This is a genomic window from Sinorhizobium terangae (assembly GCF_029714365.1).
In the GTDB taxonomy this organism is placed as follows: Bacteria; Pseudomonadota; Alphaproteobacteria; order Rhizobiales; family Rhizobiaceae; genus Sinorhizobium; species Sinorhizobium terangae.
Genome location: NZ_CP121659.1, coordinates 1,409,837 through 1,436,156, shown reverse-complemented (window position 1 = coordinate 1,436,156; position 26,320 = coordinate 1,409,837). Strand labels below are relative to the sequence as shown.

The 26,320-nt window shown below is 60.0% G+C and carries 16 protein-coding genes and 1 pseudogene; 5 read left to right on the top strand and 12 right to left on the bottom strand.

From position 1 onward, the window contains the following. Positions 1-23: 23 nt before the first annotated feature. Positions 24-465 (bottom strand): annotated as a pseudogene (locus QA637_RS06830) (thermonuclease family protein). 902 nt (positions 466-1,367) lie between these two features. Here QA637_RS06830 and QA637_RS06825 point away from each other — a divergent pair. After that, complete coding sequence (locus QA637_RS06825) at positions 1,368-2,648, top strand: hypothetical protein (RefSeq protein ID WP_283064393.1); 1,281 nt, start codon at positions 1,368-1,370, stop codon at positions 2,646-2,648. A 344-nt stretch (positions 2,649-2,992) separates the two neighbouring features. Then, positions 2,993-4,405 carry a hypothetical protein gene (locus QA637_RS06820; RefSeq protein WP_283064392.1) on the top strand — a complete coding sequence of 471 codons (1,413 nt, stop codon included), beginning with the start codon at positions 2,993-2,995 and terminating at the stop codon, positions 4,403-4,405. A 248-nt stretch (positions 4,406-4,653) separates the two neighbouring features. On the opposite strand, the gene QA637_RS06815 is transcribed toward QA637_RS06820, so the two are convergent. From QA637_RS06815 to uvrA, 4 genes are all read right to left on the bottom strand, one after another. Further along, positions 4,654-5,355 (bottom strand): hypothetical protein, encoded by a 702-nt coding sequence (locus QA637_RS06815; protein WP_283064391.1) that lies wholly within the window; start codon positions 5,353-5,355, stop codon positions 4,654-4,656. An 816-nt stretch (positions 5,356-6,171) separates the two neighbouring features. Next, positions 6,172-9,969: a vitamin B12-dependent ribonucleotide reductase gene (locus tag QA637_RS06810; RefSeq protein ID WP_283064389.1), complete on the bottom strand. Its 3,798-nt coding sequence runs from the start codon at positions 9,967-9,969 to the stop codon at positions 6,172-6,174. 731 nt (positions 9,970-10,700) lie between these two features. Further along, positions 10,701-11,504 carry a DUF72 domain-containing protein gene (locus QA637_RS06805; protein ID WP_283064388.1) on the bottom strand — a complete coding sequence of 268 codons (804 nt, stop codon included), beginning with the start codon at positions 11,502-11,504 and terminating at the stop codon, positions 10,701-10,703. Between the two features lie 190 nt (positions 11,505-11,694). Continuing rightward, positions 11,695-14,616 (bottom strand): excinuclease ABC subunit UvrA, encoded by a 2,922-nt coding sequence (gene uvrA, locus QA637_RS06800; RefSeq protein WP_283064386.1) that lies wholly within the window; start codon positions 14,614-14,616, stop codon positions 11,695-11,697. Positions 14,617-14,899: 283 nt separating this feature from the next. On the opposite strand from uvrA, the gene QA637_RS06795 reads away from it, so the two are divergent. Continuing rightward, a complete protein-coding gene (locus QA637_RS06795) occupies positions 14,900-15,418 on the top strand; it encodes a single-stranded DNA-binding protein (protein ID WP_153440981.1) in 519 nt (172 codons plus the stop codon). Between the two features lie 180 nt (positions 15,419-15,598). On the opposite strand, the gene QA637_RS06790 is transcribed toward QA637_RS06795, so the two are convergent. Continuing rightward, on the bottom strand, positions 15,599-16,228 hold the full coding sequence (locus tag QA637_RS06790; RefSeq protein ID WP_153441013.1) for a MarC family protein: 630 nt from the start codon (positions 16,226-16,228) through the stop codon (positions 15,599-15,601). A gap of 328 nt (positions 16,229-16,556) precedes the next feature. Here QA637_RS06790 and gyrA point away from each other — a divergent pair, with 328 nt between their 5' ends. Next, positions 16,557-19,337 (top strand): DNA gyrase subunit A, encoded by a 2,781-nt coding sequence (gene gyrA / locus QA637_RS06785; protein WP_283064384.1) that lies wholly within the window; start codon positions 16,557-16,559, stop codon positions 19,335-19,337. Between the two features lie 65 nt (positions 19,338-19,402). Here gyrA and QA637_RS06780 read toward each other — a convergent pair whose 3' ends face one another. Then, the gene (locus tag QA637_RS06780) at positions 19,403-20,293 is read right to left on the bottom strand and encodes a LysR family transcriptional regulator (RefSeq protein WP_283064383.1); all 891 of its coding nucleotides are present in this window, start codon (positions 20,291-20,293) and stop codon (positions 19,403-19,405) included. A 92-nt stretch (positions 20,294-20,385) separates the two neighbouring features. Here QA637_RS06780 and QA637_RS06775 point away from each other — a divergent pair, with 92 nt between their 5' ends. Continuing rightward, on the top strand, positions 20,386-21,408 hold the full coding sequence (locus tag QA637_RS06775) for an NAD-dependent epimerase/dehydratase family protein (RefSeq protein WP_283064382.1): 1,023 nt from the start codon (positions 20,386-20,388) through the stop codon (positions 21,406-21,408). A gap of 3 nt (positions 21,409-21,411) precedes the next feature. Here QA637_RS06775 and QA637_RS06770 read toward each other — a convergent pair whose 3' ends face one another. From QA637_RS06770 to QA637_RS06750, 5 genes are all read right to left on the bottom strand, one after another. Further along, entirely contained in the window at positions 21,412-22,401 is a 990-nt protein-coding gene (locus tag QA637_RS06770; RefSeq protein ID WP_153440985.1) for a transglycosylase SLT domain-containing protein, read from the bottom strand. 72 nt (positions 22,402-22,473) lie between these two features. Further along, positions 22,474-22,983: a GNAT family N-acetyltransferase gene (locus QA637_RS06765; protein WP_153440986.1), complete on the bottom strand. Its 510-nt coding sequence runs from the start codon at positions 22,981-22,983 to the stop codon at positions 22,474-22,476. A 195-nt stretch (positions 22,984-23,178) separates the two neighbouring features. Next, entirely contained in the window at positions 23,179-24,300 is a 1,122-nt protein-coding gene (locus QA637_RS06760; protein WP_153440987.1) for an alkene reductase, read from the bottom strand. A 64-nt stretch (positions 24,301-24,364) separates the two neighbouring features. Beyond that, a complete protein-coding gene (locus QA637_RS06755; protein WP_153440988.1) occupies positions 24,365-24,655 on the bottom strand; it encodes an ArsR/SmtB family transcription factor in 291 nt (96 codons plus the stop codon). Positions 24,656-25,350: 695 nt separating this feature from the next. Continuing rightward, positions 25,351-26,247 (bottom strand): LysR family transcriptional regulator VtlR, encoded by an 897-nt coding sequence (locus QA637_RS06750; protein WP_153440989.1) that lies wholly within the window; start codon positions 26,245-26,247, stop codon positions 25,351-25,353. Positions 26,248-26,320: the final 73 nt, after the last annotated feature.

The following is a 26,320-nucleotide window of genomic DNA, read 5'->3' as shown; positions in this document are numbered from 1 at the left end:
TTTGGTTGTGATGTCGATGGCCTTCAAGAAAAACGAGTGATCGAGATCATTTCCCGCGTGCCGTGGTCAGAAGAATGACCATGGATCCCAGCGAGCTGCCGAGAGTCGGTATAAGCACTCCTGCTGTAACGTTCCCAATCCACAGCATCGCCGCTCTCAACGAGCCAGCGGTTAACCTCGCGGCTGTCCGCTCGGAAGCAGACTCCGACGAAGCGCTGGTGCGCGCTGAAGCAATTCGCAACGGGTCGGTCGGGACGCTGCGAGGAACCGGTCCAGCGCGAATGCAGCCTCCTTGCCGCAACGGCAGGTGCCGCCATCGCAGTCTCCGCAGGTCTGCCAGCTCTCGAGGGCGTCTACGCCATGCAGGCCGATGCGGTCGCCCTTGATCTCTATGGTATCGGCGTCGATTACGGATGCCCGGCCGGAGGTCGGGCGGCAGCAGAAGCGCCGCCGCGAGGATTGCAGTTAGTCTCCTCAAATCAACAAGGGATCCTGTGTGTTATCGATCGGCAGAGTGCCATCGGCTCGATCGGAAATGGCCGCTGCGGTGCCTTGCCATCCCTCCACTCGGCGGTCAGCCACAGCTCGATCTCGGCTGGGTCCCTAAGGATGGCTGGCATCGCCTTGGGATGGATCGCTTCACCAGCGAGTTTGCCCCGCACGTCAGGAAGGCGAATAGCTCATGCTCGCCATTACGCGGATTCTTCATCAAGCCGCGCGCGCCTTCCATGGGGTCCAGATGCCGGGCGAAGGGCCGCTTGTCACCGTCTTCTTAGGCTTGGTGTCCTCATACTCGCAGACGGCCGTCCACGGCACGATGCAGCGGTTCTCGACGCGGGTCCAGCCGTGCCAGTGCGGAGAATAGAGCTTGCGGATATTGGTGACGCCGTAGTCGGGCCTTCATTCGTGACCGTCGGCGGGGAGGGCATGCCCCAGGTGAGGTTGACTTGCTCGCGTTCGCCATCGGCGCTGTTGCGGATGACTGACCCGCCTTGTCCGGGAACACCTCAATCGTCGGATTGGCACGGTTCGTCATGTCTCGATGCGGCCGCGCCGCATGCCACAGCTCGTCAAACTGTACTTCGATGCGGTACCGATTGCACATCCACCCACTCCGAATCGCGGTCGATACTGCTGAGCCGCCAGCCACTGTTGTCTTTGTTTCCGCAGCGCATTTCCGAGAGATCCACGCCCTCCCGCATTTTCGGCATTGGGCAGCAGCGCGCGTCGAGGATGTGTTCCCCGAGATCGGCAAGGCGCAGGTGGCCGCGTGCGACTACAAAATGCTTTTTCGGCAGTGGAGGAGATTGCGCGAGTCACCGAGCCGCGATACACGCTCCTCGGGCAGGGGAGAGGACTGACACACTATGCCGTGGATCGATGACGTGAACCGCACGCTTGAAGCAGCGCGTGGGATTGAACCGACGCGCCGCGGCGTCCGGAGCATCCTCTATGGCGTATGGCTCGTGATGAGGAGCGCGGAGTTCAGCGTCCGCGATCTATATCGCAGTTTCGCCGAGACTGACCTGAATGACGGTTCCGCGCAACGCACTCTGGAAGACTGTCTGCGCGAAATCTCGATGCCGACAAGAACGCTGTCCCAGAAGAAGAAGGTTTACTTCGAACTCGCCGTCAGGCTGCGAGCTCTCGAGGACTATTTCTTCAGCCTCGACGACGGAAGTCCTACAACATCCGGTCGACACTTCCTGGTCGAGTTCGATGGAAATAAGGCCTACTTCCTGCACAGGGCACCTAGAAACCGCAGTCCGAAGGACAAGGAGAGTTTCTTTCGCCGTGGCCTGGCGAGGTCGAGAATGATTCCGACCACGCTAAGCGGGATACGTGTCGAGATGAAGGTCCCCCGCGACCCGAGAGGACGAATGCGATTGTCGCGAAGTGAGCCACTCCGATTTGGCGCAGGCCTCTTTCCAGATCTCGCCTTTGGCTTCGGCGACGAGGAGGACGGCTTCATCGTCAATCGTGTGACCTGCGCTGAACAGATCGCGACAATCGGCTCTCAGCTCGACGACGCGTCGAAGAAGCGATGCTTCGCGGTGATATACCCGGAGCTCACGGTCTCGGAGGACATTCTGCAGCAGATGAGCGACAACATGGGCGACGGGACTTGGCGCGTCGACAATCTCAGCATGGTCGTGGCGGGCTCGCGTCACGTCAGAGGCCAAGACGGACTATTCCGAAATGCCGCTGCGATTCTTGATGGCTACGGAGAAGAGATTGTGGTCCATAACAAGCTTCTTCGCTATCTCGACGGTCCGTACGCGATGGAGGCGATCGAGCCCGGCACCGAGCTGAACATTGTCGTCCTCGAAGACGCGGTCGTCGTCTGCGCCATATGCTTGGATTTCTGCCACCTGACGGAGGACACCCCTCACGGCAGCGTCGACGTCGACTACGTGGTGGTGCCATCTTGCGGTGACGACAGGACTATCAGCAGTCATCTGGAGAAGGCGAAGGTGGTCAAGCTTCATTGGAAAGCTCACACCGTCGTCGTGCAGCAGTTCCACGACGGGAAAGAGCACGCTCCGGGAGCAGCGCCGCTAGGGTATGTACTGGGTCATTCCTCGCTGGATGAAATCGACGTTGGCCTGCTTCGTACAATGGAACCTTGGAGCATATTGTCGCTTTAGTATGCCTCACACTTGACATCGACAGAGGAATGCCGATGTAAATGTTTGTAAAGTGTTTCGGCTTGATAATTCGTCGGACTTAAAACAACGGCCCTCAGACTATGATTGCAGACACCGAGCTGGTCGATGACATCTCGAGCGGATCCAAGACGCCGCAGGAGGCGTTGGATAGAATCCGGAACTTGCTAGCATCCACGGACGGTAGCGAGGCTTTGGAGCTCGTATACGAGGGACTGCGAGGTCTCGTCTTTCAGCTCGTAGCGAGCAGGGAGGCGGGTCGGCATCTCGATCAATGGTCGGATCTCGTTCTTCGCGTCCGTCAATTGGCCCGCCGACGTGACGCCTTGATCGCAGAACGTTTCATCGTGCTGTCCGACTTTTTGGAACAGGCTTCGCATTTTTCCGAACTACATTCCGTCAAGGAGGTTCGCCGACGCAAGCACGTGGTGGAAATCCTCGAGCTCCTGGCGATCAGCGGCGAACCTGTCGATCGGATCACCATCGGCAAAAAGACGAAGCTGGGCGACGCGAACCTGTCTCGAGTCATATCCAATCTCGCTGCGTCCGGCTGGGTGTCGAGGCAGCAGAATGGTCGTGAGGTCTCCATCGACATCACCGAGGGAGGCTTGCGGTCTCTCGAAGAGATGACTGGCCGGACTTATAGGAAGTCTGCGCGCGATGTATCCGCCAATCCGTTGGCAGCCGCAGTCCTCGGACATCGCTGGCCTGAGAAGCTCTGTAGCGTCGCCATTTCGGATGACGAAAAGGGGCTGACTTGGTGGCACGACGATTTCGCGTGCCTGTTTCCCGCGACGCCCACCTTCGAAAATGCGAAGTCCGACATTGAGGTACTAAGGCAGCATCTGGCCGCTGCGACGGACGCTACCGACGAAGTTCTTCCCGAGGAGGTGAGTCTGCCCGACGGCAGGACTTTCCGAGTGATGGAGCACTCAAACGGCGACGGCTCGTCCATTTGGCTCAGCATGGACGTGACCGAGTATCGCCAGCGATTGGACCTCTATGCCCGGAGGGAACGACGGCTCGTCGCCGAGCTGGATGCTCTCAAAAAGTGGCAGGCAGCCGCGCGGATGCCTGTCACTTACGGCGGCGACCATCAGACGAGCCTCGAGATGTTCGCAGCTCTGCGGCGCGACCTGTTGACACCGGTCAATGCGATCTATCACTCGGCCTATTGGCTTTGCAAAGGCGACGCAACAAACCTCACCAGGGAGCAGTTGGAAGTCGTCAAGGATATGTATGAGCAGACCGCCAAGGCGAGAAGGCTTATCCGCACGCTTGTTTACATTGCCGAGAAGCCGACGGTGGCAGGGATCGTGGAGGAGGCGTTCAACCCGACTGAGGTCGTGCAGAACGTCCTCGGGAACCTAACATTGACATCACGCAACAACGGCGTAGCGGTCATTCTGGGCAAGCTTCCCACGACGTCCGTCGTCGGCGACGAGATGGCATTCAGGACTGTTTTGACAAAGACCCTTTGTGACTTCATCGATGGGAGTCCGTCGGGGAGCCGCGTCGGCATTGATTCCGATCTGACGCGAGGCTCGTTCGATGTGCGCATTTCATCGGTAGTCAAAAGCCACGAGGATACCGGGGCGCTGTATCTGGCAATGTTCCACTGCGACACGCTGACTAGCGCGATGGGCGCCAACTTCGCCATGCATGCGGACCATGGTGAAATCAGCGCCAAGATCTCGTTCCCGTTCAAAACTCCTCGTAAGAAGCTCGCCTATCGGTAGGCCGCTTGCCCCTCACTCGCAAGAACGGTACACGTTGCTCCTGGCAAGACGTTGACAATCGAAGCGATGGACAGGATGCTAACAGGCGTCCGCACATTGCTAGTGCCGGCCTATTCGAAGCACAATCTCAATCACCGACCTTGAACGCCGGAGCTCTGACCGATCGACGGAACTGAATTCATTTCGACTGAAGACGCACCCCGGAAGCCCGGAGAATCCTTGGGGAATGCCCTGTGCTCAGCCTTTGCCTAGTCCTGTAGGACGAATTCGTAGTCGTCAGTGAAGACCAGGAGCCCGGTCTCGATCGTCTTCCATGTTACCCGAAGATCGCGAAGGTCCTCAGGTGTGAACTCTCTGCCATGGTGTGAGGCCGCACGCAGGTTGCCTGCCGTCCTCATGAGATCGACCACCATCTGCGGATCCGCGAAGGCGGTTTCGAAGATGGCGACGAAATGATCCGGATATCCCATGATGCGGCCATAGTGAACATAGTCGGCGTGATCGAGCACGTCGCCGCCTCGCTTCTTCCATTTGCCGAGGAGATCCTTGCAGTCACAGAGCGGCAACCGAGTATCAGGCCAGTCTTCACCGTATTCCTCGGCCATCACTGCATCCAAGATGTCGCGGAGCGTGAGCTCGTATCGATGGACCAGAGACTTCGCCCGCTTCACGTGCGCGGGCTCCGACTTGGCTTTGAGGCGATCCTTGAAACGGCGCCTCTTTTCAGCTTTCGTTAGGAGACGGATCTTCGGCCACCGAGGCAAAATCAGTCCGGTGCCATCGAAGAAATTCCTGTAGCCCGAGAGCGACTCAAGCTCGGGCAAGGGAAATTGGCGAAATGCTGCCACAGCTTCCGAAAGCTCTCGACCAACCCTATTGACGCCTTCGATCATGTCGGAGAGGGCGGAGGCCTGATTGAAGAACTCGATATGAAGTCTCGATCCCAACATACGTGCATCATCGAGAGCGAGCATGCGGACCGACAGACTGTCGAAAGGCGTGCGGAACCCTTCAAGAGGCGAGGGGAGAGAGAGGGTTTGTGCTAACGAAGCACGTTCCTGCGCCTCCCGAAAGGCTGCCGACGCTCCTGCCAACGTATCCGCGAGAGCGGATCGGAAGCCACCTGCCGCGGCTCCGAACTCGCGTAGCCTATTATTGATATCCAGATTGCCGAACATCGCCTGACGCGCGGCCTGTTGGTCTTCGAACTGCTTTAGCATCTCAGTGAGGGGCGACTGATATCCAGCGCGGAATCTGGCTTGGAGGTCGTTGAAGCCTTCGAGACCCGAAGCCACGCGGCGCATTGTCTCATTGATCGACGTGAAATCAATCGAACCGAAATCTTTCAACCTGGCCCCCGAAAGCTTTCCTGCTCGAAGCCGTGCAGGTGAAACATCGTCGCCTTAGTCGATGAAAGCTCGTCTGGTTTAGACCCGCCCTCTTCGACGAGAGCTGACTCCGTCCCTTCACTCATCCGATACCCCCGTCTCCCCGTACGTCGCGGGCATGATCTTGTTTTGTTCCTTGGACCACGAGGCGCTCGGAAACTTCATCTCTTACGATCTCCCGCAGCCGGCGGAGGGCTGGTTTACCCAGCCAATTCAGTGCCTCCCGGCTAGATGTTCGAGTTGAGTGAAAATCCAGCCGGGAAGTACTGAACTTCTGTTGCACATAACCGCGACATTTCTAATGGCACAATCTGTGCTGATACGTGGGCACAATGACTTTTGTGGCGCGCCCACGCACGAGGCCCAGGCAATCGGGACTCAGCTGCACCCGCTCGTCGCGCCGCACGTGTCGCACTTCTCACACGTACCATTCCGGACCATCGTGAAGTTCTGGCACTCGGAGCACATGTTGCCGGTGTAGCCCTGCATGATCGAACGGGCGCGGCGTTCGGCTTCGACCTTCTTGGCGTCGGCTTTTGCCGAAGCGGCTTCGGCAGCGGCTTTGTCGGAGAAGAGGGCGGTTACGTCCTGCTCGGATTCGGCCGCGATGTCCTCGGCAAGCTCGGCGGCCCGCTCTTCATAGTCGCGCTTGAAAGCCAGGACTTCCGATGTAGCGGCAGCTATCGCCGGTTCCAGCTTGCGGGCGGCGTTGCCGGCGATCGAGGTGACCGTGGCACCACCGGACGCCCGCGCCGGTGCGGCGGTCGAGGCGCCCTTCGGCTCGGAGAGCTGGCGATCGGCCGTGCCGCCGACGATGGTCGGCTTGTAGCCGCGGGTCCAACCGGTCGATACAAGGTTGGTCTTGCCTTCCTGAATGCCGCGACCGAGTGCGGTATTGCCGAAGTCGGAGGTATCAACATGGGCAAGGTCGTGGCGGCCGAGATAGGAAACGGCGAGTTCGCGGAAGACGTAGTCGAGGATCGACGTCGCATTCTTGATCGCATCGTTGCCCTGGACCATGCCGGCGGGCTCGAACTTGGTGAAGGTGAAGGCCTCCACATATTCTTCGAGTGGCACGCCATATTGCAGGCCGAGCGAGATGGCGATGGCGAAGTTGTTCATCATCGCCCGGAAGGCGGCACCTTCCTTGTGCATGTCGATGAAGATCTCGCCCAAGCGGCCATCGCCGAATTCGCCGGTGCGGAGGTAGACCTTGTGGCCGCCGACGATCGCCTTCTGGGTGTAGCCCTGGCGACGATTCGGCAGTTTCTCCCGGGCGCGGACGACCTTTTCGATCACGCGCTCGACGATCTTCTCGGTGACGGCGACTGCCTGGGCGGCGGCCGGCGCCTGCATGAGCTCTTCGATCGCTTCCTCTTCCTCGTCATCCTCGATCAGCGAGGCGTTCAGCGGCTGCGACAGCTTCGAACCGTCGCGATAGAGCGCGTTCGCCTTCAGCGCCAGCTTCCAGGAGAGCATATAGGCGTTCTTGCAATCCTCGACGGTGGCCTCGTTCGGCATATTGATCGTCTTCGAGATCGCGCCGGAGATGAACGGCTGGGCGGCCGCCATCATGCGGATGTGGCTCTCGACCGAAAGATAGCGCTTACCGATCTTGCCGCAGGGATTGGCGCAATCGAACACCGGCAGGTGCTCGGCCTTCAGGAACGGTGCGCCTTCGAGGGTCATCGCACCGCAGACATGGATGTTGGCGGCTTCGATGTCCTTCTTCGAAAAGCCCAGGTGCTCGAGCAGGTTGAAGTCCATCGAGGCAAGCTGCTCGTCGGTGACCTTCAGCGTGCCCTTGAGGAAATCGGCGCCGAGCGTCCACTGGTTGAAGACGAACTTGATGTCGAAGGCGGCCTTCAGCGCAGCGTTGACGGCCTCGATTTTCTCATCGGTGAAGCCCTTGGTCTTGAGCGTCGTCGGGTTGATTGCCGGCGCCTGGTTGAGGTTGCCATGACCGACGGCGTAAGCCTCGATCTCGGCGATCTGGCTTTCCGAGTAGCCGAGCGTGCGCAGCGCTTCCGGAACGGCGCGGTTGATGATCTTGAAGTAGCCGCCGCCGGCGAGCTTCTTGAACTTGACCAGCGCGAAGTCAGGCTCGATGCCGGTGGTGTCGCAATCCATGACGAGGCCGATCGTGCCGGTCGGCGCGATAACCGTTGCCTGAGCATTGCGGTAGCCGTGCTTCTCGCCAAGCTCGACGGCCTTGTCCCAGGCGCTCTTGGCGTGGGCGATCAGGTCCTGGTCCGGGCAATCGGCATGGACGAGTGCCACCGGGTTCACCGACAGGCTCTCATAGCCCGTGGTTTCGCCGTGAGCCGCGCGACGATGATTGCGCATGACGCGCAGCATGTTGTCGCGGTTCGGGGCAAAGCTCGGGAAGGGACCGAGCTTTGCCGAGATTTCGGCCGAAGTAGCATAGGCGATGCCGGTCATGATCGCGGTCAGCGCACCGGCGATGGCACGGCCTTCGGCTGAGTCATAGGGGATGCCGGACGACATCAGCAGGCCGCCAATGTTGGCGTAGCCGAGGCCGAGTGTGCGGTATTCATAGGAGAGCTCGGCGATCTCGCGGGACGGGAACTGCGCCATCATCACCGAGATTTCAAGAACGATCGTCCAGAGGCGGACGGCATGTTCGTAATCGCCGATGTTGATCCGCTTGGTGGCGGCATCCTTGAACTGCATCAGGTTCAGCGAGGCGAGGTTGCAGGCCGTGTCGTCAAGGAACATGTACTCCGAGCACGGGTTCGACGCGCGGATCGGGCCGGCAGCCGGGCAGGTGTGCCAGTCGTTCATCGTCGTGTTGAAGTGCAGACCCGGATCGGCCGACGCCCAGGCGGCGTAGGAGATCGATTCCCAAAGGTCGCGGGCCTTCAGCGTCTTCAGCACGCGGCCATCCTTGCGGGCGGTCAGGTTCCACTCGCCATCGGCCTCAACGGCACGCAGGAAATCGTCCTTGATCGAGACGGAGTTGTTCGAGTTTTGGCCGGAGACCGTGAGATAAGCTTCCGAATCCCAGTCCGTGTCATAGGTCTTGAACTCGATATCCTTATAGCCCTGGCGCGCGAACTGGATGACGCGCTTGACGTAGTTTTCCGGAACCAGCGCCTGCTTGGCGGCGCGGATCTCGCGCTTCAGCGCCGGGTTCTGCTTCGGGTCGAAGCAGGCGTCGTCGGTGCCGTCGCAATTGACGCAGGCCTTCATGATCGCCTTCAGGTGCTTCGCGACGATCTTGGAGCCGGTGACGAGGGCGGCGACCTTCTGCTCTTCCTTGACCTTCCAGTTGATGTATTCCTCGATATCCGGATGGTCGATGTCGACGACGACCATCTTGGCGGCGCGGCGGGTCGTGCCGCCCGACTTGATGGCGCCGGCAGCGCGGTCGCCGATCTTCAGGAAGCTCATGAGGCCGGAGGACTTGCCGCCGCCCGAAAGCTTTTCGCCTTCGCCGCGCAGATGCGAGAAGTTGGAGCCGGTGCCGGAGCCGTATTTGAAGAGGCGCGCCTCACGCACCCAGAGGTCCATGATGCCGCCCTCGTTGACGAGGTCGTCGGCAACGGACTGGATGAAGCAGGCATGCGGCTGCGGGTGCTCGTACGCGGATTTCGATTTCGTCAGCTTGCCGGTGAAGGGATCGACATAGAAGTGGCCTTGGCCGGGGCCGTCGATGCCGTAGGCCCAGTGCAGGCCGGTGTTGAACCATTGCGGCGAGTTCGGCGCGACGCGCTGGGTAGCGAGCATATAGGCGAGTTCATCACGGAAAGCGGCCGCGTCTTCTTCTGTATCAAAGTAGCCGCCCTTCCAGCCCCAATAGGTCCAGGTGCCCGCCAGGCGATCGAAAACCTGGCGTGCATCCGTTTCGGAGCCATACTGTTCATCCTTCGGCAGTGCTTTCAGCGCATCCGTGTCGGGGACCGAGCGCCACAGGAAGGAGGGGACGTCGTTTTCCTCGACACGCTTCAGCTTGGCCGGCACGCCCGCCTTGCGGAAATACTTCTGCGCGAGGATGTCCGCGGCAACCTGGGAGAACTGCGCGGGGACATCGATGTTCTCGAGGCGGAAGACGATCGACCCATCCGGGTTCTTGATCTCACTCGTCGCCTTGCGGAAATCGATCTCGGCGTAGGCGGATTGCCCAGCCTTTGTGAAACGGCGTTCGATCTTCATTGTCCCGTGTCCTTTGTTGCCATGCGCCTAGGCGCAAATATCCCCGCCCGGCCGCGAGGTACCGCAGCCAGCTCCAGCTTCCGTCATTTGAAGGAAACCCATATGCCCTGGGTCATCCTGTATCTTGTGGTGATGCTGGCTGCAAACACTAAATATAGTATTAACAAGTCATTTATGCCAGCCTGAATGTTGTCCCGGCGGCCCGAAAATCGCGCAAAACTACCTTGGCGCGGCCACACGGATCATCCGTGCCGATCGCATGCCAGGACCGACGATTTAGGGGGATGAACCGGCCTCTTAACTTCCCGGTCCGCCGCCGTCGCAACGTGAAATCCATTAACCGTGAATCGGCGCGGGGCGTCAAGGGGTGGTTTGTGACGGAAGTTTGAGCGCTATATGTTGTGTGGACCGACTGTGGAAAACGGGGACATTGGTCAATCCGTTGAAAATCAGGGACTTCAGAACGTTGCCTGCGACAATGCGGCAACGGCAGGCGCAAGATCAAATTTTTCAAGGGTAAAAAAGCAGATGAAGGCCATGCCCTAGCGCTACCCGCGATTGCAAAGACCGTCTGGATGTGACGCGCGCCTGGTGATTCGGCTATGCAGCGACTTGGACGGGGCCGCTCCGCGCTCATTGAGAGGTCGCCACCATATCCAGCGTCATCGTGGCGGGCCTCGGCCGCCACGAACCAAGCTATGTTCGGCGTTCAGCGTGGCGGCGGAGCAGGGCTAGCTCACCCGCTTCTGCAATTCCCTTGCGCCATTCGGCGCGTTGACCTTGCCCGACGTAATGAAGAAGGCAAAAACGTCGCGGGGCGTCTTATCGGCCTTACGATCCGGCGCACTCTTTTCGAGCCCCTCCGGCTCGCCGCCCGCCGCAAAGGTTTTCAGCCGCTCGGCCCAGAGATCCAGACCCTCGGACGGATAACAGGTCTTTATGTCATCGCGGCCTCTCTGCAGCCTCGCATAGACGAAATCCGCGGTGACGTCGGCGAGCATCGGATAGTCGGCATGTTCGGCGAGCACGACGGCCACGTTGTATTTGTTCAAAAGCTCGATGAAGTCGGGCGCCTGGAAGGACGGGTTGCGAACCTCGACCACATGGCGAAGTTTTAGCCCGTCCTGTTTTTCGGGAAGGAGCTTGAGAAATCCTTCGAAATCGTTCGGCTCGAATTTCTTGGTTGGCGCGAACTGCCAGAGAATAGGGCCGAGGTGGTCGCCCAGTTCGGTCAGCCCCTGGGTCAGGAATCTCTCCATCGATTCACCGGCTTCCGCGAGGACCTTGCGATTCGTCACAAAGCGGCTGGCCTTCAGCGAAAAGACAAAACCGTCCGGGACTTCCGCCGCCCATCGCGCAAAGGTTTCCGGCTTCTGCGAGCTGTAATATGTGCCGTTGATCTCGATCGTGCGCAGTTCCTTGCCGGCGAATTCAAGCTGCCGCTTCTTCGGGAGGTCGGAAGGATAGAAGGTGCCTTCCCAAGGCTCGAAGGTCCAACCGCCGATGCCGACGCGGATTTTACCGGATTGTGTCATCGTCTCCTCCTCAAGGCTCGTCCGGGCGATTCATCTTGTCTGCCGCCAAGCCGCTCGACCACATCGCGCAATCAGCGTCGCCGGTCCCGGTCAGCACGGCCACCCGTTTCCGGGGCGCGCATCCGTCCGAAAGGAGCACCGCGACACGCGTCCCGGCAATTGTCGGAGATGCGGATCGGCCGCGAACCGGTCACTCCGCCGCCTCGACCTTCTTCACCGGCCGGCGCTCCAACAGCTCTTTCAGGAATTGTCCGGTGTAGGAGCGGGGCTCCTTCACAACGTCTTCAGGCGTACCCTTGGCAATCACTTCACCGCCACCGTCGCCGCCTTCGGGGCCGAAGTCGATGATCCAGTCGGCAGTTTTGATGACTTCCAGATTGTGCTCGATGACCACGACCGAATTTCCCTGGTTGACGAGCTCATGCAGAACTTCAAGAAGCTTCGCTACGTCGTGGAAATGCAACCCTGTTGTCGGCTCATCGAGGATGTAAAGCGTGCGGCCGGTCGAACGCTTGGACAGTTCCTTGGCGAGCTTCACGCGCTGCGCCTCGCCGCCCGAAAGCGTGTTTGCCTGCTGGCCGACCTTGATATAGCCGAGGCCCACTTGGTTCAGCGTCACGAGCTTGTCGCGCACGGACGGAACGGCCGAAAAGAATTCGACGCCTTCCTCGACCGTCATGTCGAGAACGTCGGCGATCGACTTGCCCTTGAAATGCACGTCCAGCGTTTCGCGATTGTAGCGCTTGCCGTGGCAGACGTCGCAGGTAACATAGACGTCCGGGAGGAAGTGCATCTCGATCTTGATGACGCCGTCGCCCTGGCAGGCTTCGCAGCGGCCGCCCTTGACGTTGAAGGAGAAGCGCCCCGGCTGGTAGCCACGCGCCTTCGCCTCGGGAAGTCCTGCGAACCAGTCGCGAATCGGTGTGAAGGCACCGGTATAGGTCGCCGGGTTCGACCGGGGCGTGCGGCCGATCGGCGACTGGTCGATATCGATCACCTTGTCGATATGCTCGAAGCCGTCGATCCGGTCGTGTTCTGCCGGGTTCTCGCGTGCGCCCATGATGCGGCGGGCGGCCGCCTTGTAGAGCGTTTCGATGAGGAAGGTCGACTTGCCGCCGCCCGAAACGCCTGTCACCGCGGTGAAGACTCCGAGCGGGATCGAGGCGGTAACATCCTTCAGGTTGTTAGCCCGCGCGCCTACTACCGTGATTTCCTTCTTCTTTTTCGGCTTTCGCCGCTCGCTCGGAACGGCAACGGCGAGTTCGCCGGAAAGGTATTTTCCGGTAAGCGATTTCGGATTGGCCATGATGTCGGACGGGGCGCCTTCCGCTACAATCTCGCCGCCGTGGATGCCGGCCGCCGGACCGATATCGACGACGTAGTCGGCCGTCAGGATCGCGTCCTCGTCATGCTCCACGACAATGACCGTATTGCCGATGTCACGCAGATGCCGGAGCGTGTCGAGCAGGCGGGCATTGTCTCGCTGATGCAGACCGATCGAGGGCTCGTCGAGCACATAGAGCACGCCTGTCAGTCCGGAACCGATCTGGGAGGCAAGCCGGATGCGCTGACTCTCGCCACCGGAGAGCGTCCCGGAATTGCGTGAGAGACTGAGATATTCAAGCCCGACATCGTTCAGGAAGCGCAGCCGCTCGCGGATCTCCTTGAGGATGCGCACGGCAATCTCGTTCTGCTTGGCGTTGAGGTGCTCCGGCAAGGCATCGAACCAGTCGCCGGCGACGCGGATCGACATGTCCGTGACCTCGCCGATGTGCAGCTTGTTGATCTTGACTGCAAGCGCCTCCGGCTTCAGCCGATAACCGGCACAGGCCGGGCAGGGGGCTGCCGACATGAAGCGCTCGATCTCCTCGCGCGCCCAAGCGCTATCGGTCTCCTTCCAGCGGCGCTCGAGATTGGGCACGATGCCTTCGAAGGTCTTCGTGGTGTTGTAGGAACGTGCACCGTCCACATAGTGGAAGACGATCTTTTCCTCCGTGCCATGCAGGATGGCTCGCTGCGCTTCCTCGGAAAGTTCGCTCCAACGGTTTCCGAGCTTGAAATCGAAGGCCTTGCCCAGCGCCTCCAGCGTTTGATTGTAGTAAGGCGAGGACGATTTTGCCCAAGGCGCAATCGCGCCGTCGCGCAAGGTCCGGTTCGGCTCCGGGACAATCAACGCTTCGTCAATCTTCTGCTGGCTGCCGAGCCCATCGCAGGTCGGGCAGGCGCCGAAGGGGTTGTTGAAGGAAAAGAGCCGCGGCTCGATCTCCGGAATGGTGAAGCCGGAGACGGGGCATGCGAATTTTTCCGAAAACAGCACCCGCTCGTGCGTCTCGTTCAGGGACTTGTTGGCGGAGCCGCCAGCCGCGGTTTCCTCCGGCGGCAGGGGCTTGTCAGCGAATTCGGCGATCGCCAGGCCATCGGCGAGCGTTAGGCAGGTTTCAAGGCTGTCGGCAAGACGTGTAGAGAGGTCGGGCCTCACCACAACGCGGTCGACGACCACATCGATGTCGTGCTTGTACTTCTTGTCGAGCGCCGGCACGTCGGCGATTTCATAGAACTGGCCATCCACCTTGACGCGCTGGAAGCCCTTCTTCATCAGCTCGGCGAGTTCCTTCTTGTACTCGCCTTTACGGCCGCGCACGAGCGGCGCGAGGATATAGAGCCGCGTGCCTTCGCCGAACTCCAGCACGCGATCGACCATCTGACTGACAGTCTGGCTCTCGATCGGCAGGCCGGTGGCCGGCGAATAGGGCACGCCGACGCGTGCGAAAAGCAGGCGCATATAGTCATAGATCTCAGTGACGGTGCCGACCGTCGAGCGCGGGTTGCGCGAGGTCGTCTTCTGCTCGATCGAAATCGCCGGCGACAGGCCATCGATTTGGTCGACATCCGGCTTCTGCATCATTTCCAGGAACTGGCGCGCATAGGCCGAAAGACTCTCGACATAACGACGCTGGCCTTCGGCGTAGATCGTATCGAAGGCGAGCGAGGATTTGCCGGATCCGGAAAGCCCTGTCATCACGATGAGCTTGTTGCGCGGCAGATCAAGGTCGATGCCCTTGAGATTGTGCTCACGCGCACCGCGAATGGAGATGGTCTTGAGTTCGCTCATCGGAAGCCAGCTTTTACATGTCGTTGAAAGCCTCCTATGTAATGACGACTACGCCCATGTCGAGGCGCAATCGGCAAGGAGGCGGCGCAATTGCGATTCGGTTGACAGGATAATAGGGAAATATTAGAACAAAAAAAGAACAGATGGCAGAGGTAATCTCACAAATCGCTGTGGATTATCCGCGATGCGGGGCGTATCAACGGCGGCGGGCCGCTAAGATACGCGTTCTTGAAATTTTGGAGAGCTGGGCCGGCGGTTCGGCGGAAAGCACGGGAAAAGCGATATGGCTGGTAGCGTCAACAAGGTGATCTTGATCGGAAATGTCGGGGCCGACCCGGAAATCCGGCGCACGCAGGATGGCCGCCCGATCGCCAACCTGCGCATCGCCACCTCGGAAACCTGGCGCGACCGCAATAGCGGCGAGCGCCGCGAGAAGACGGAATGGCACACGGTCGTCGTCTTCAACGAAGGCCTCTGCAAGGTGGTCGAGCAATATGTGAAGAAGGGCGCGAAGCTCTATATCGAAGGCCAGTTGCAGACGCGCAAGTGGCAGGACCAGAACGGCAACGACCGCTATTCGACCGAGGTGGTGCTGCAAGGCTTCAACTCGACGCTGACGATGCTGGACGGGCGCGGCGAGGGCGGCGGCTCCGGTGTCAGCCGTGGCGGCGGCAACGACTATGGTGGCGGCTACGAGGACTACGACCAACCGCGCCAGTCGTCGGGCGGACGCTCCGGCGGCCAGGGCGGTCAGAGCGGCGGCAACTTCTCGCGCGATCTCGACGACGACATTCCGTTCTGATGCTTGGTCGCTTTCACGAGCGGCTCATGCTTTGCTGAAACGGGAAAGCCAGTCCCCGGACTGGCTTTTTGCGTTTTTGACGATCATTGTGGTTGCAGCCGGCAGTGGCGGTGCAATTGACGACCTCGGCGCGCCACCTCGCGGCTCTGCCAGCCTTCGATTCATCCACGCGAAGACGTGTTAAGCCAAGAAGGCCGACTTCACGCCGTCGACGACGAACTGCACTGCCAACGCCGCCAGGATGACGCCAAGGAGACGCGTGAGGATCGCTCGTCCTGTCACCCCGAGAAAGCGGTCGATGCGGTCGGCGATCACAAGCGCCAGAAACAACAGCACCATCGACGCGGCGATGACAACGAGAAGCTGGATGCGGTCGATGACGGAGGGAAACGAACTGCCAAGCAGGATCGTGGCCGAAATTGCTCCCGGGCCGGCGATCAAAGGCAGGGCGAGGGGGAAGACTGCGATGTTGTGTATATGGTCCTTGGTCACTGCAGCTTCGCCGGTCTTTTCCTTCCGTTCCTGACGTCTCTCGAAGATCATTTCGAACGAGATCCAAAAGAGGAGCAGACCGCCCGCAATGCGGAAGGCGCCGATCGAGATGCCGAGCAGGCCGAGAATTCCGTCACCGAAGAGGGCGAAGGCGGCAAGGATGAAGAAGGCTATCATCGAGCCGCGGGTGGCGACTTGAAACCGCTCCTGGCGGCTCAAACCCACGGTAAGACTTAAGAAAATCGGCGCAAGACCGGGCGGATCGAGCGTAACGAGCAGAGTCGTCAGCGCATTGATCAAAAGATCGACATTGAACATCCGTATCCCCTTCCGGATTGCTACCCCAGGTTTTCCTGGTGGTGGATGCATTGTTAGGCAAGCGCGGCGATCTTGGAAAGGGGCGACTAGCCAAAGGTCGATCAATGGCTTAAACCGTTTTGGGCGCACGGACTGTGGCCTCGATGCCAGGGACATAGGCGCGCGTAGGCGGCTTGCGCGGATATCACAGAGATTTCCGCGCAAATGCCCTAGAAAAGCCTGTTCTGGCGGCAAAAGACTGTTCACAACCAACTGCAAAAATTGGCGCTTAGAGCCGCATTCGGCTATAAAAAAGCCGACTGATTCTGAACAAAGATCGTGATCAACATTGACTGAACAAAGCAATCCCGGCGGCGGAAAAACTCCGCCAGGCATCGAGCCGATTTCCATCATCGAGGAAATGCAGCGGTCCTATCTCGATTACGCCATGAGCGTGATCGTTTCCCGCGCGCTCCCCGATGTGCGCGACGGTCTGAAACCCGTTCACCGGCGCATCCTCTACGGGATGAGCGAGCTCGGCATCGACTGGAACAAGAAATACGTCAAGTGCGCCCGCGTCACCGGCGACGTGATGGGTAAATATCACCCGCACGGCAACATGGCGATCTACGACGCATTGGCGCGCATGGCGCAGGACTGGTCACTCAGATTGCCGCTGATCGACGGCCAGGGCAATTTCGGATCCGTCGACGGCGATCCGCCAGCGGCCGAGCGTTATACCGAGTGCCGGCTGCAGAAGGCGGCGCATTCGCTGCTCGACGATCTCGACAAGGAAACGGTCGATTTTCGCGACAACTACGACGGCACCCTGCATGAACCCGTCGTCGTCCCGGCGAAGTTTCCGAACCTCCTGGTCAACGGCGCAGGCGGCATTGCCGTCGGCATGGCGACAAACATCCCGCCGCACAACCTTGGCGAAGTCATCAACGGCTGCATCGCGCTGATCGACGATCCAGCGATCGAACTGCCGGACCTGATGCAGATCATTCCCGGGCCGGATTTTCCGACCGGTGCGCTGATCCTCGGGCGCTCGGGCATTCGCCAGGCTTACGAGACCGGCCGCGGCTCCGTCATCATGCGCGGACGCGCCCATGTCGAACCGATGCGCGGCGATCGCGAGCAGATCATCATCACCGAGATCCCCTACCAGGTGAACAAGGCGACAATGATCGAAAAGATGGCCGAGCTGGTGCGCGAGAAGCGCATCGAAGGCATCTCGGACCTGCGCGACGAATCCGACCGCCAGGGCTATCGCGTCGTCATCGAACTGAAGCGCGACGCCAATGCCGAGGTCATACTCAACCAGCTCTACCGCTATACGCCGCTGCAGACCTCGTTCGGCTGCAACATGGTGGCGCTCAACGGCGGCAAGCCGGAGCAGATGACACTGCTCGATATGCTCCGCGCTTTCGTGTCCTTCCGCGAAGAAGTCGTTAGCCGGAGAACAAAATACCTGCTGCGCAAGGCGCGCGAGCGCGCGCATGTGTTGGTCGGCCTCGCGATCTCGGTTGCCAACATCGACGAAGTCATCAAGCTGATCCGCCACGCGCCGGATCCGCAGACGGCACGCGAGCAGTTGATGGAGCGCCGTTGGCCGGCGCATGACGTCGATGCGCTGATTCGTCTGATCGACGATCCGCGTCACCGCATCAACGATGACGGAACGTACAACCTCTCGGAAGAGCAGGCCCGCGCCATCCTCGACCTGCGCCTGCAGCGCCTGACCGCGCTTGGCCGAGATGAAATCGGCGACGAACTCAACAAGATCGGCGAGGAAATCAAGGACTACCTCGATATCCTCTCCTCGCGCTTGCGCATCATGGCGATCGTCAAGCAGGAACTGGAAGCCGTCCGTGACGAGTTCGGAACGCCGCGCCGCACCGAGATCGCCGAAGGCGGTCCGGATATGGACGACGAAGACCTCATCGCCCAGGAAGACATGGTCGTGACCGTGTCTCATCTCGGCTATATCAAGCGCGTGCCGCTGACGACCTATCGCGCACAGCGTCGCGGCGGCAAGGGACGCTCCGGCATGGCGACGCGGGACGAGGATTTCGTTACCCGGCTATTCGTTGCAAACACTCATACGCCGGTGCTGTTCTTCTCGTCGCGCGGCATCGTCTACAAGGAGAAGGTCTGGCGGCTACCGATCGGCACGCCGCAATCGCGCGGCAAGGCGCTGATCAACATGCTGCCGCTCGAACCCGGCGAACGCATCACCACGATCATGCCGCTGCCTGAGGACGAAACGACCTGGGAAAACCTGGACGTCATGTTCTCGACCACGCGCGGCACGGTGCGCCGCAACAAGCTCTCGGACTTCATCCAGGTCAACCGCAATGGCAAGATCGCGATGAAGCTCGATGAGGAGGGCGACGAAATCCTGTCGGTCGACACTTGCACTGAGCTCGACGACGTGCTGCTGACGACGGCGCTCGGCCAATGCATCCGCTTCCCTGTCTCCGACGTGCGCGTCTTCGCCGGCCGCAATTCGATCGGCGTACGCGGGATTTCGCTCGGCGACAACGACCGGATCATCTCGATGGCGATCGTCGGCCATGTCGATGCCGAGCCTTGGGAGCGTGCGGCCTATCTGAAACGTGCCGCGGCCGAGCGGCGTACGACGAACGGCGAGGAAGAGGAAATCGCATTGGTCGGCGAAGAGGTCACCGACGGCGGCGAACTCTCCAACGAACGCTACGAGGAACTGAAAGCACGCGAGCAGTTCGTGCTGACGGTCTCCGTGAAAGGCTTCGGCAAGCGTTCGTCCTCCTACGATTTCCGCACATCCGGCCGTGGCGGGAAAGGCATTCGCGCCACCGACACGTCGAAGACGTCGGAAATCGGCGAACTGGTCGCCGCATTCCCGGTCGAGCTCAATGATCAGATCATGCTCGTCTCCGACGGCGGTCAGCTCATACGCGTGCCCGTCAACGGCATTCGTCTCGCCAGCCGCGCGACCAAGGGCGTTACGATCTTCTCGACGGCCAAGGATGAAAAGGTCGTCTCGGTCGAGCGGATCAGCGAGCCGGATGGCGAAGACGAAGTTGTGGAAGCGGCGCTTGGCGAAGTTATCGCGCCGGAGCCACCTGAAGCTTCTGAAGACTGATTTGCCTACGAGACTTGAAAGCCCGCCCTTGCGGGCGGGCTTTTCGTTGACCTCCATCCGTTGCGTTATTGCCGGATATAGGCTTTCAGTCCCTTGGCCAGCGCGTCAAAGGTGACACGGCAGCGCGGGCTTGCACGCAGGTTTTCGTGCATCACGAGCCAGGTTTCGAGCTTCATCTCGAAGGCGTCGGCAAGCACATGGACAAGCTCAGGATCGCGGATTGCAAGGGCGTTCTGGCAAATGCCTATGCCGAAGCCGGCGCGTATCGCCGCAAGCTGCGCGACATTGCTGTCGGTCTTCAATGCAAATCGCACTGATGGCAAGTTCGGCGTCCTTGCCACGATGGCACGGATTGCGGCGGTTTGCCGATCGAAACCGATCAGGCTGTGGCGGGAGAGATCATCGATTGTTTCAGGCACGCCGCGCCTGTCGAGATAGGAGCGATGCGCGTGAAAGCCGAGCGGCACCGCGCCGATATGGAGAGCGACCAGCGCATCCTGTTCCGGCCTGACCATACGCACGGCGATATCGGCCTCCTGGCGCAAAAGATCCTCGACGGCGTCCGATGCGGAAAGCTCGATGGAGAGGTCCGGATATGCCCGGTTGAGTTCGGCAAGGATCTGCGGCAACACCTCGACGCCGATCACCTCGCTGGCGCTGATGCGCACGGTTCCGCCAATCGCGCCGTGCTGGCCGGAGGCGGCACGAAGCAGGGCGGAGGAAGTGGCCGCCATGGTCTCGGCATAGGGCTGCAGTTCCATGGCTGCATCGGTTGGCAGCAGCCCCTGCGGCGAGCGCGTGAACAGCGTGAAACCGAGGATTTCTTCCAACGCGTCGATGTGACGAGCAACCGTCGGCTGCGTCAGCCCAAGCTCGCGCGCCGCCGCCGACAGCGACCCTTCGCTCAGCACCATGAGAAAGGTGCGGTAAAAATCCCAGCTCGGCTCAGTGTTCATAAATTTAAGTATAGTTGCCATAGCTATTTAGACAATTCCGTTTGACGCTGAAGCCGGCGATCTTCGATCCATCCAAGACGATGGAGAGAAAAATGGCGGAAACGCAGGACAAGACAGGAACGGTTCTCGTGCTGGGCGCAACCGGCGGAATAGGCGGCGCGGTCGCCCGCGGTCTTCACCTTCGCCGGTGGACGGTCCGGGCGTTGAACCGGGACGCAGCGAAGGCGTCCAGAAAGGCACCGGCCGTCGAATGGATCCAGGGCGACGCAATGAACGCCACAGACGTGAGAGCTGCGGCCGAGGGCGCGTCCGTGATCATCCACGCGGTCAACCCGCCCGGCTATCGCGACTGGGGCAAACTCGTATTGCCGATGCTCGATAACACGATCGCCGCTGCCAAGGCCGTCGGTGCCCGCATCGTCTTGCCCGGCACGATCTACAATTTCGGGCCAGACGCCTTTCCCGTACTCGACGAAGATGCGCCACAGAACCCACGGACGGAAAAGGGCGCCATCCGCAAGGAAATGGAAGCAAGGCTGAAGGCTGCGTCCGAAGCCGGTGTTCGTGTGATCATTCTGCGGGCAGGGGACTTCTTTGGTCCTGGCGCCGCCAACAACTGGTTTTCCCAGGGACTGGTGAAGCCAGGGAAACCGCTTACGGCGATCAGCTATCCGGGGAAGAAGGGAATTGCCCACCAATGGGCCTATTTGCCGGATGTCGCGGAGACGATGATCCGATTGATCGAGCGGGCGGAAAGCCTTCCGCCATTTGCGGCCCACCATATGCGCGGCTTCTTCGATGACGACGGCACCAAGATGATTGCGGCGATCCGGCGCGCTGTCGGGAATCCTGATCTCAAGGTCAAAAGCTTCCCCTGGTGGTTCGTGTCCCTTGCGTCACCCTTCGTGCCGCTCTTCAAGGAGCTCAAGGAAATGCGCTATCTTTGGCGTGAGCCGCTCGAGATGCGCAACGACCGGCTGATCGCCACGCTCGGCGACGAGCCACAGACGGCGACAGACGACGCGGTTACAGCAACTCTCGCCTCGCTCGGTTGCCTGCCGAGGGACCTCGGAAGGCAGCCGTCGAACGTTGCTCCGGTGCGCCGCGAAGCCTGAGAGTCAGTTCTTGAAAACGACGCAGGCGCCGCCGCTCTTGCGAATGGCGGCGCAAAGCTCGTTTGCCTCGGCGCGCGTCTGCCGGCCGATGCGGGCCGCGTACCGTCTTCTCGCTCCAAAGGCGCCGTTTCGCTCCCGCACGAGGACTGCCTTTTCGGTGTTGATTGGCGCCGGCAGTCTCTTCACTGCGTGCAAGAACAGCCGCTGCGCACCGGATTTCTGATAATGCGCCGAGAGCTGGACGCCCCAGGGCGCCCAGACGGCCTCGTCGGCTATGACGAGCTCGCGCAGCCGCCGGGTATTGGCCAGCGCGACGCAGCCATCCAGGAAGCTCTTATCCTTGTCGAGCTCAAGATTGAGCAACTTTGGTGGATTGTCGCGCCAGTCTTCGACAGGATAAGCTGTGATCGCCAAAACGTAGTCGCGCGTCTCGTAGGGCAGCCGGTCATTTTCGAGGAAGCGCTCAAGGCCCGCCTCGCCAGCATTGTAGGCCGCCGCGGCAAAGCCAAGATTGCCATAACGCGACTTCAGCTCACTTAGATACTCCGCCGATTTCCCGAGTGCCGCCACAGCATCGAAGCTGTCCGACAAGCCGCGCAGCTTTGCCGTTGCCGGCATGAACTGGGCAATTCCCTCCGCACCCTTCGGACTGATGGCGTCCGGCTGAAAAAGGCTTTCGCGCCAGATCAACCGCGCGAAGAAGGGGGCGGGCAGGTCGTTTGCCTCGGCGTAGTGCTCAATGATGCCGCAGACATCTCGGGCAAAATTATCGGGGCTGATGCAGAGACGAAGAGACGGGTTTGCTGCGGAAATGCCCGAATAGAGACACTTTCGCGGAGGAACCGGCGGCGCATCGGTGCGGGCCTCCGCATCTCCGGAGACGGCAGCGCAGAACCCCGCGGCGACCGACAACGCGGCGCCGGCAGCGCGCGCCAGACGTCCCATTCGGTTGCCCCAGATGCGGCATCTGCGCGCTCGGCTCTGTTCGACCATGCGGCTCCTCGGTGACGAACGAGTGAGCATACATAGCATCTTCGCCGATAACGAAAAACAGCGAAGACAATCTCAGGTCGGCGAACCGGTGCGCAGGGTCAGCTGCATGAAGGTCAGATCGAGCCAGCGGCCGAATTTCGTACCGACTTCCTTCATGTGTCCGGTCTGCTCGAAGCCCAACTGCTCGTGCAAACGGATCGAGGGGAGGTTGCTCGATTCGATCCCAGCGACCATCACATGCTTGCCAAGTGCCTCGGCGCGCTCGATGAGCGCAACCATCAACGCCCGGCCGATACCGCCTCCGCGCCGGTCGCTGCGCACATAGACCGAATGCTCGACCGTGTGGCGATAGCCGTCGAAAGCACGCCATTCACCGAAGGAGGCATAGCCGATGACGTCGCCCGCGTCTGAGACGGCAACGAGCACAGGAAAACCGGCCGATGTTCGTGCCTTGAGCCATGCAGCACGATTGGCGATATCCACGAGCGTTTCGTTCCAGATCGCTGTCGTGTTCGCCACCGCATCGTTGTAGATATCGCGAATGGCTTCGAGATCGCCGTCGGCCGCATCTCTGATCTGCATGTTGCTCTCCCTGACTGCTCTCGATCAACAGCGCAGCGACACGACGCCATCGAGAACGCAGTGAGCTTTAGCGGTTCAGTGTAGCCGCGGCAATCTCCGCAATGGCGAGCGGACGTTCGGCACTTTCGCCTTCCTCCAGAAACCAGGCAGAAAGGGGCCCCGCGTTTCACGGAACCCCTAATCCAGGCTTAGGCCTCAAGCCACCTGATCAAGCAGCGGATAGTCAGTGTATCCCTTGGCGCCGCCACCGTAGAAGGTCGCCTGGTCAGGCGCATTGAGCATTGCACCGTCCTTAAGCCGGCGGACGAGATCGGGGTTGGCAATAAAGGGCTTGCCGAAAGCGACCAGATCGGCCTCACCACTTTCGACGGTTCTGACGGCAAGTTCGCGGTCATACCCGTTGTTCGCCATCCACGCAGACTTGCCGCCGGCGGCGGCGTAAGCAGCTCGGAGACCGGCGTAATCGAAGGGGCGATCGCCCTGCTGATGATCGCGTGCCCCGCCTGTCGCACCTTCGACGATGTGAAGATAGGCAAGCGGATAGCGAGCAAGCTTTTCCACCACGTAGGTGAAGAGCGCCTGCGGTTCCGGGTCAAAGGCATCATTGGACGGCGTGACCGGCGAAATACGGATGCCGACGCGCCCCGCGCCGATCTCCTTCGTGATCGCATCAACCACCTCGAAGAGGAAGCGCGCGCGATTCTCGATCGAGCCGCCATAGGCGTCGGTGCGCTTGTTGGAACCGGAGCGAAGGAACTGGTCGATCAGATAACCGTTTGCGGCATGGATTTCGATGCCGTCGAAGCCGGCATCGATCGCGGCGCGTGCGGCTTTGCGGTAGTCTTCGACGATACCGGCAATTTCCGCCAGGTCCAGCGCGCGAGGCTCGGACGTCTCCGCGAAGCTGCCAGTTCCGTCTCCATTGACAAGATAGGTCTTCGACTTTGCCCGAATCGCCGACGGAGCCACGGGCTGACCGCCATTTGGCTGGAGAGATGTGTGCGAGATGCGACCGACATGCCACATCTGGACGACGATCTTGCCGCCAGCCCTATGAACTGCCTCCGTCACCTTGTGCCATCCTTCGAGCGCCTCGGGCGTATAAAGACCCGGAACGTCCGCATAGCCTTGCCCCTGATGCGTGATCGCTGTCGCTTCCGTAATCAGCAGGCCGGCGGAAGCGCGCTGCTCATAGTAGGTTACGTTCAGCGTATTCGGGACCGCTTTCGGTGAGCGATTGCGGGTAAGCGGAGCCATCACCACCCGGTTCTTGAGCGTGATGTCACCGATCGTAATCGGGTCGAAGAGAGAAGCCATGAAAATGTCCTTTCCGTTTCGGTTGAGACTTGGGAGAAAGTGAGGCTTGGGAGGACGAATGCCGTCAAAGATTGCCGATAGCCTTCAGGAACTCGGCGATCGTTTCCTCGTTGCGCTTGTAAAAAACCCACTGGCCAACACGGCGGGTCGTGACCAAGCCGGCGCGCTGGAGCACGGCGAGGTGAGACGACACAGTCGATTGCGACAGTCCGCAACGTTCGAATTGCCCGGCACAGACACCCATTTCAAGAGGATGCTCCTGACCGGAAAAATGCACCTCCGGCTCCTTCAGCCATGTGAGGATTTCCATGCGGGCCGGATGCGCCAACGCCTTCAGGATCTCGTCTTTGTCCATGATAAATCGCCTTACCTGGTTATATCAATATATGTATCGATAAAGTTCGATATACAAATCACATGCCCGTGATTTTGCGGAGTGCCGTGAAAGGAGTCGCCAAGCACACCTTTCCAACGCCAGGGCACCCCCCTTTGCGTCGATCTGAAATCACGCTGTTTCAACGGCAAAAAAAGAGGGCCACAAGAAAACTGGGGCCCTTACAGTTGTGAAGGTTTCAAACCTCCAGAGGGGAACAGCTGCTGCGGCGGCTGGGAGGAGAATGCCGCCATATGCATCAGCCAAAAGGGATATGGGGAGCGCAAGGGCGGCTTTCAATAGCGCGCTCCTGCGTTTTTCTCAACTGACGGCTGTGACCAAACGGCAGGCAAAAAAAGAGGGCCACAAGAAAACTTGGGCCCTTGTAGTTGTGAAGGTAATAAGAACCTCCAGAGGGGAACAGCTGCTGCGGTGGCACTGGGAGGAGAAGCCACCAAAGATGCATCAGCTGGGTTTGGTATGCTGTTTTTTTGGGCGTGCAGCAATCATTTAATATGCATGACAGCCATGCCGTGCGCGCATTCCTGCACATTTTTGCAGCGCACAATGCTTCCAATCTACAGAGACCTTCTTCCGCGTTAGAATATATCTTTCTGAAACAAAGACTTACGAACGCACTGAGCAATTGCCCAGAATTCAAGCAACTGAAGCAGCCGTCAAAAATTCCAGTTGCGCGCCTTGGCAACGATATAGTCACGGAAGACTTTCAGCTTCGCTGCATTCTTCATTTCGTCCGGATAGCAGAAATAGGTGTCGAAAGAGGGGATATCCGCGCTGATCGGGAGCTGAATGAGCCCCGGGTCGCGGCCGACGATGTAGTCGGGAAGCATGGCAATGCCGATTCCGAGCAGGCAGGCGCGCTTGATCGAGGTCTGGCTGTTGATCTGCAAATGCGAGATCCGCGGATTGTCGTGATCGCGTCCGGCGATCTCCAGCCAGTTCACATCGAGCAGGTAGTTTGGCGCGGGCTCACCGAAGGTGATGATCCGATGATTGTCCAGATCCTCGACGGACTGGGGCTCACCGTGTTTGTTGATGTAGGAGGGGGCGGCATACACATGCATGTGCACCGTGAAAAGCTTGCGCTGGATCAGATCCGACTGCTGCGGCTGGCGCAGCCGGATCGCGCAATCGGCGTGCCGCATGTTCACATCGAGCTCTTCATTGTCGAGAATGAGCTGGACTTGCACGTCGGGGTGCAGCGACATGAACTCTTGAACCTTGTCGGTCAACCAGCCCTGGCCAAGGCCGACCGTGGTGGTGATGCGCAGTTTGCCGGTCGGTTTGTCGGTCGTCTCGGTCAGTTGCACCTTGACGCTCTCAAGCTTCATCAGCACCTCGTGCGCAGTGCGGTATAGAATCTCACCCTGTTCTGTGAGAATCAGACCGCGCGCGTGGCGATGAAAGAGCTTGATGCCGACGTCCTGTTCGAGCGAACTGACCTGACGGCTAATGGCCGATTGCGAAAGATGGAGTTTGTCTGCCGCATGCGTGAACGAGCCTGCCTCGGCCGCCGCATGAAATATGCGCAGTTTATCCCAGTCTAACGACATGAATGCCCCCATAAACGACCACTCCCGGGGAACTGTGTAATCGTCCTCCGGTTGTGGCTGATGCATCTGTTCC